We start from the raw sequence: 6,216 nt of genomic DNA, 5'->3' as shown, positions 1-6,216 counted from the left end.
CCTACTGTTCGAGTGCCTTGACGATGTCCTCGGTCATTTTCTTTGCGTCGCCGAGCAGCATCATGGTTCCGTCCTTGTAGAACAGGGTGTTGTCGATGCCGGCGTAGCCGGAGCCGAGGGAGCGCTTGACGAACAGGCAGGTGCGGGCCTTGTCGACGTCGAGGATCGGCATGCCGTAGATGGGCGAGGCCTTGTCGTCGCGGGCGGCCGGGTTGGTGACGTCGTTGGCGCCGATCACGTAGGCGATGTCGGCCTGGGTGAACTCGGCGTTGATGTCTTCGAGCTCGAACACCTCGTCGTAAGGAACCTGGGCCTCGGCCAGAAGCACGTTCATGTGCCCGGGCATGCGGCCGGCGACCGGATGGATGGCGTATTTCACCTCGACGCCCGCCGCCTTCAGCTTGTCGGCCATTTCTCTCAGCGCATGCTGGGCCTGGGCCACCGCCATGCCGTAGCCCGGCACGATGATCACCTTCTGGGCATTCTGCATCAGATAGGCCGCATCGTCCGCCGAGCCCTGCTTGACCGTGCGCTCGATGCCGTCGTCCGCCGCGGCGGAAGTCTCGCCGCCGAAGCCGCCGAGGATGACGGAGATGAAGGAGCGGTTCATGCCCTTGCACATGATGTAGGACAGGATCGCGCCCGACGAGCCGACCAGCGCCCCGGTGATGATCAGCGCCAGATTGCCGAGCGTGAAGCCGATGCCGGCCGCCGCCCAGCCCGAATAGGAGTTGAGCATCGAGACCACCACCGGCATGTCGGCGCCGCCGATCGGGATGATCATCAGGACACCCAAGGCCAGCGACAGCAGGACGATCAGCCAGAACACCGTCGTGCTCTGGGTCGTCACCAGCAGGGCGATCAGCACGATCAGCGCGAGGCCGAGCCCGGCATTGACCACATGGCGGGCCGGCAGGAGGATCGGCTTGCCCGACATGCGCCCGTCGAGCTTCAGAAAGGCGATGATGGAGCCGGTGAAGGTGATGGCGCCGATCGCCACGCCGAGCGACATCTCGACCAGCGCCTGGGCGTGGATGGCGCCCAGCGTGCCGATGCCGAAGCTTTCCGGGGAATAGAGCGCGGCCGCCGCCACCATGACGGCGGCAAGGCCGACGAGCGAGTGGAAGGCGGCGACGAGCTGCGGCATCTTGGTCATCTGGATGCGCCGGGCGATCACCGCGCCGGCGCCGCCGCCGGCGGCCAGCCCGAGGACGATCAGCCCCAGCCCGCCGGCAGACGGCGTGGCGATGGCGAGCGTCGTCAGGATGGCGATCCCCATGCCCGCCATGCCGAAATAATTGCCCTGCCGGCTGGTCGTCGGGTGCGACAGGCCCCTGAGCGCCAGGATGAACAGGATGCCGGAAACGAGATAGAGGAAGGAAGCAAGCTCGGCGTTCACGTCACTTGTCCTTCTTCTTGTACATGGAAAGCATGCGGCTGGTCACCAGGAAGCCGCCGAAGATGTTGACCGAGGCGAGCACCAGGGCAACGAAGCCGAAGCCGGTCGCCAGCCCCGAGGCCGAGATGCCGACGGCCAGCAGCGCGCCGACGACGATCACCGAGGAGATGGCGTTGGTGACGCTCATCAAAGGCGTGTGCAGGGCCGGCGTGACCGACCACACCACGTAGTAGCCGACGAAGATCGCCAGAACGAAGATGGCGAAGCGGAAGACAAAGGGGTCGACCGCCCCGCCGGTGGCGCCGTGCGCCAGGGCGCCGGCGGCATCGGCCGCCTCGAAGTTCTCGACGGCGGCGCGCACGCCCGCCGTGGCGCGCTCGAGCTGCTCGAGCGCCCGTTCGACTGCGGTGGGTTCCATCAGTTCTCTCCCCCCGTTGTGTTCGTGCTGCCGGCCGTCCCGGCGGGTGCGGCGGCGCCGGCCGCGGTCTGCTTCGGCTTGGCGGCGTCCGACTTGGCCGCGTCCGACTTGGCCGCGTCCGACTTGGTGGCGTCCGACTTGGCCGCGCCAGATCCGGATGCCCCCGTCTTGGCGGCACCCGACTTGGCCGTAGTGGTCTTGGCCGTGCCGGTCTTGGCGCCCGTGCTCCTGGCCGTGCCGGTCCTGGCTGCGCCTCTCTTGGATGCGCTTCTCTGGGCGCCCGCCGGCTTCTTCGCCGCGCCGCCCTTCGCCCCGCCGGCCGCCGGGGCCGCCTCGGCAAGGTTCGGATGCACCACCTTGCCCGCATGGGTCAGAAGCGTCGCCTTGACCAGCTCGTCGTCGAAGTCGATGGCAAGCGCCCCCTTCTCCTTGTCGACCAGCGTCTCCAGGAAGGCATAGAGGTTGCGCGCATAAAGAAGCGAGGCCGAGGCCGCCACCCGGCCCGGCACGTTCAGATGGCCGAGGATCTTCACCCCGCCCGCCGTCGTCACCACCTCGCCGGGCTTGGCGCCCTCCACATTGCCGCCGCGCTCGACCGCCAGATCGACGATCACCGAGCCAGCCCGCATGGACTTGACCATCTCGGCCGATACCAGCTTCGGCGCCGGCCGGCCGGGGATCAGCGCCGTGGTGATCACGATGTCCTGCTTGGCGATGTGCCCGGAAACGAGCTCTCCTTGAGCCTTTTTCTCCTCGTCCGTCAATTCGCGCGCATAGCCGCCCTCGCCGGAGGCGTCCTTCAAGGCCTCGGTCATGACGAACTTGGCCCCGAGCGAGGCGACCTGCTCGCCCGCCGCCGCCCGCACGTCGGTCGCCGAGACCACCGCGCCCAGACGCCGCGCCGTGGCGATCGCCTGCAGGCCGGCCACGCCGGCGCCCATCACGAACACCTTCGCCGCCGGCACCGTGCCCGCCGCCGTCATCATCATCGGCAGCGCCCGGTCATATTCCGCCGCCGCATCGATCACCGCCCGGTAGCCGGCAAGGTTCGCCTGCGAGGACAAGACGTCCATCGACTGCGCCCGCGTGATGCGCGGCATGAACTCCATGGCGAACGCCGTCAGCCCGGCCTTCGCCAGCGCCGCAACCTCGCCCTCGTGGCCGTAAGGGTCCATGGCGGCGATCACCACCGCGCCTTTTTTATAGCCCTTGACCTCGGCCGCCTCCGGCCGCCGCACCTTCAAGACCACGTCGGCCTTGCCGGCATCGGAAGCCGCGCCAACCTTCGCCCCGGCCTTCTCGTACTCGGCATCGGAAATGCGCGAGGCAACCCCCGCACCCTTCTCGACCACAACCGAAAAGCCAAGACCGACAAGCCGCTTCACCGTGTCCGGCGAAGCCGAAACACGTCCCTCGCCAGCAGCCCGCTCTCGACCAACAAATATCGTCTGTCCCACCGTCTGTTCCTTGTCGTTGGACATCCCCCACACGAAGGCCCGCCACGGCGGGCCCCATGTCCACGCCTAACGCAGAATCCAGACGCCGAGCGCGCAGATGAGGATGAAGAGGATGGTGCTTGAGATGAAACCTGCCGCGGTGAAGAAGCCGAACGCCATGGCGATCAGCGTCGCGGCAACGATCAGACAGGTGTACTTGCTGATCGTCAGAAAGAGGTTGTAGGTGCGCTCGTGCTCCACGTAATCCATTTCCGCACCCGTCTCGGCCGGACCTTCCGGCTGTTTGTCTGCCATCGCATAGCCCCTCGGGAAGTAGACTGGCGGAGGGAATAGCGAAAACGGCCGCCAAGAGCAATGGGCGCATCGACGCATCCGCACGTTCCCGTGCCCGATCCGCCGTCAATTCCGCCGGAAATCACAAGCTTTCAAACACGCCGGGGGCAATCCGAACCATCGGCAGACGAACCCCGGGACCGCTTCAAGGCCGGCACGCATCGCCCTCGGGCTGGGTTACACCGGTCTTCGCAAAGGGCTCGGCGCTCTGTCGCTCCAGCGGCGCGAGCACACTCCGGTCGGCCTCGAGCAGGTCCGAAGCCACGACGAAGGCATTGCCGTTCCAGCGCAGCATCCAGCCGCCGCCATGCCCCGTGTGATCGGCACAGCGCGTCTCGAAGGGCGCAACCATGCCGGTAAGGCCCAGCGCCTCGAGGCGCCCAGCATCCATGGCGATGTTCTCCAGGCCCCAGCGGACCTGTTCCGGGCCAGGCAGGCGCTCTTCGAAATGCTCCTGGGCGGCGAGGATCGCTTCCACCGCGAGCGCCGACATGATCAGGCCGCGCTGGTAGAAGACGCTTTCCGGTTCGCCTCCCGCCGCATCGGCCAGCGACTTGCCCGGCGCCACCACGTGGTTGCGGATGTCGCGCAACAGCGGTGCGCCGGCATCGGGGCGGTTCCAGGTGACGGCGCGATAGCCGGCGGCGGCATCGCCGAAACGCTGCAATGCCGCCGCGTCGACGGAAGACCAGATGCCGATGATCCGGTCCATCGGATAGCCGGTCTCCAGGGCCCCGGCGATCGCGCCGGCATTCATCGGTCCCCGTCCCCATAAAAGCACGAAATCCGGCTGTGCGCGGTCGATGCGCTGCCACTGCGCCGATTGGTTCTGCATCTCCGTCAGGCTCACGGGAACGGAGAGCAGCCTGAAGCCGTGCTGTTCGGAAAGATGCTTCAACAGCGCCAGCGGCTCCCGGCCGAAGCTGCTGTCGAGATGCAGGGCGGCGACCGTCTTGCCGTGAAGGGCGTTCGGCTCCCCGTCGGACACATGGCGCAAGATCATCGATACGCCGTCCCAATGCGAGGCGGGCGGGTTGAACGCCCATCGGAAGATCCGTCCTTCAGCGATCGCCGACGGACCGTCCCCCGGAGACAGGAGGGGAATTTCGTCCTCGTTCGCCTTCGGCAGCATCTCCAGCATCGCACCCATGGAACCGGGCAGCACGACCAGCGCATCCGCGCGTGCCTTCTCGTAACACGCCGCGGCCGCCTGGCGGCCATCGATCCCGCATTCGGTGTAGTGGAGTGTGATCCCATTGAGCCCGCCGTCGCGCTCGTTGAGAAGCGTTATGTAGTCGCGCTGGCCGTTCATGATCGGAGCGGCGCTCGCGGCGAACGGGCCGGTGCGCGAGGCGAGATTGGCGATCACGATCCTCTCCTGGGCGCCACCCGCCGCCGGCAAAAGGCCGGCCGCGGTGGTGACGGCGAGCAGCAGAGCCCGGATCGCTCGTCTCATTTCCATCCCCTCCTTCTGCCCCGGACTTCTGTCGCTGCCGACCGCGCCGGCACCCCATGAGCAGAGGACTTATCCGGCGAGGCCCGGAAAGAGCCCGATAATGCCGACGATGATGAGATAGAACGCGACGATATAGTTCAAAAGCCTCGGCATGATCAGGATGAGAATGCCGGCGATGAGCGCGATCAGCGGCGCAAGCGCGAAGTCGTACATCATGTTGTCCTCTCCTCTGCCCTGGCCGGCTCCGCCGGTGGCGATCCCGTTAACCCGGCCACGCATCGCAGCGGTGTCCCAAACCTATGCGTGACAATTCAGGTGTATGGCGACTTGCCGTTGCGTTCAATGCACAAGGCACCGATGGCGTTGCATTTCGGCCCCATCGAGGGCGGGAATCAGGCGGCGGCGGAATATTTCGCCGTCGGAAGAACCGTAAGTGCAGGAACGTCGCCGTCCTTGTCGAAAAGCAGCCGCTGCTCGGATTTCGTGGAGCGGAAGAAGGGGAAGCGCGCGACCGTACGGCCGAACTGCTTGGCGCATTCGGCCTCGTACAGCATCAGGGGAATGCTGATGGGCGGATAGGCGCGCGGCGGACCCGACTGATGCGCTCCGAAGACACGCCTGTAGAAAGCGGTATGCTCCTGTCGGATGAGGCCCGCGCAGTAGGTGGAACTGTAGTGGGCGTAGGCGACCACCACCAGGCGCATGGCCACGTAGGGCAGCGCCCGGAACTCCGACGTCAAATCGGGATCGGCGGCGAACATGCTGGCGTTTATGCAGGTCGCACCGCGCATGATTCGCGGTTTCATCACGTCGCCGAAGGCCTTCATCACCGGGCCGAAAGGAGAGTCCCGGTCGATCTGGTGCAGACGCACGGTGGCGACCAACTGGCTGTCTATGAAGACACCGAAATTATATGCGTTGGGCGCATCGTCCATCTCGTCGCGCGTCAGCCCTTGCGCCGATTCGGCGACGAATCCGTGCAACCGGTAAGAACGGTAGCGGAGACGAAAGATCGTCTCCAGATCTTCCCCGGTCTCGCAGCGCCGGTACTCCGTGCGCTCAAGGAGGTCCATGACGTTGCGCAGAAAGACAGAGGAGCGCGTGTCGAGAGACCGCCCAACGCCTTTCTCCTTCCCCGCGGAAGAAAGCATAG

Annotated in this window: 7 protein-coding genes; all 7 read right to left on the bottom strand. The window is 66.2% G+C overall.

Going from position 1 to position 6,216, the window contains the following annotated elements:
- Position 1: 1 nt before the first annotated feature.
- Entirely contained in the window at positions 2-1,399 is a 1,398-nt protein-coding gene (locus SIN08_RS00775; RefSeq protein ID WP_322449554.1) for an NAD(P)(+) transhydrogenase (Re/Si-specific) subunit beta, read from the bottom strand.
- A 1-nt stretch (position 1,400) separates the two neighbouring features.
- A complete protein-coding gene (locus SIN08_RS00770) occupies positions 1,401-1,817 on the bottom strand; it encodes an NAD(P) transhydrogenase subunit alpha (RefSeq protein WP_322449553.1) in 417 nt (138 codons plus the stop codon).
- The gene (locus SIN08_RS00765; protein WP_322449552.1) at positions 1,817-3,274 is read right to left on the bottom strand and encodes a Re/Si-specific NAD(P)(+) transhydrogenase subunit alpha; all 1,458 of its coding nucleotides are present in this window, start codon (positions 3,272-3,274) and stop codon (positions 1,817-1,819) included. The genes SIN08_RS00770 and SIN08_RS00765 overlap by 1 nt, the downstream gene beginning before the upstream one ends.
- Before the next feature lie 66 nt (positions 3,275-3,340).
- Positions 3,341-3,568 (bottom strand): aa3-type cytochrome c oxidase subunit IV, encoded by a 228-nt coding sequence (locus SIN08_RS00760; RefSeq protein ID WP_322449551.1) that lies wholly within the window; start codon positions 3,566-3,568, stop codon positions 3,341-3,343.
- A 184-nt stretch (positions 3,569-3,752) separates the two neighbouring features.
- A complete protein-coding gene (locus SIN08_RS00755; RefSeq protein WP_322449550.1) occupies positions 3,753-5,063 on the bottom strand; it encodes an ABC transporter substrate-binding protein in 1,311 nt (436 codons plus the stop codon).
- Between the two features lie 69 nt (positions 5,064-5,132).
- Positions 5,133-5,276, bottom strand: coding sequence for a DUF3096 domain-containing protein (locus SIN08_RS00750; protein ID WP_416207991.1), 144 nt, complete (start codon positions 5,274-5,276; stop codon positions 5,133-5,135).
- A gap of 179 nt (positions 5,277-5,455) precedes the next feature.
- On the bottom strand, positions 5,456-6,136 hold the full coding sequence (locus SIN08_RS00745) for an N-acyl amino acid synthase FeeM domain-containing protein (RefSeq protein ID WP_322449549.1): 681 nt from the start codon (positions 6,134-6,136) through the stop codon (positions 5,456-5,458).
- Positions 6,137-6,216: the final 80 nt, after the last annotated feature.

The sequence above is a fragment of the Chelativorans sp. M5D2P16 genome (assembly GCF_034427935.1).
Taxonomy (GTDB): Bacteria; Pseudomonadota; Alphaproteobacteria; order Rhizobiales; family Rhizobiaceae; genus Chelativorans.
This window is presented reverse-complemented; position numbering and strand designations above follow the sequence as displayed.

What these genes read in the sequence shown, in the direction of transcription:
- SIN08_RS00770 (WP_322449553.1), bottom strand. Translation starts at nt 1,817, where the DNA reads ATGGAACCCACCGCAGTCGAACGGGCGCTCGAGCAGCTCGAGCGCGCC.
- SIN08_RS00760 (WP_322449551.1), bottom strand. Translation starts at nt 3,568, where the DNA reads ATGGCAGACAAACAGCCGGAAGGTCCGGCCGAGACGGGTGCGGAAATG.
- SIN08_RS00755 (WP_322449550.1), bottom strand. Translation starts at nt 5,063, where the DNA reads ATGAGACGAGCGATCCGGGCTCTGCTGCTCGCCGTCACCACCGCGGCC.
- SIN08_RS00750 (WP_416207991.1), bottom strand. Translation starts at nt 5,276, where the DNA reads ATGTACGACTTCGCGCTTGCGCCGCTGATCGCGCTCATCGCCGGCATT.
- SIN08_RS00745 (WP_322449549.1), bottom strand. Translation starts at nt 6,136, where the DNA reads ATGGACCTCCTTGAGCGCACGGAGTACCGGCGCTGCGAGACCGGGGAA.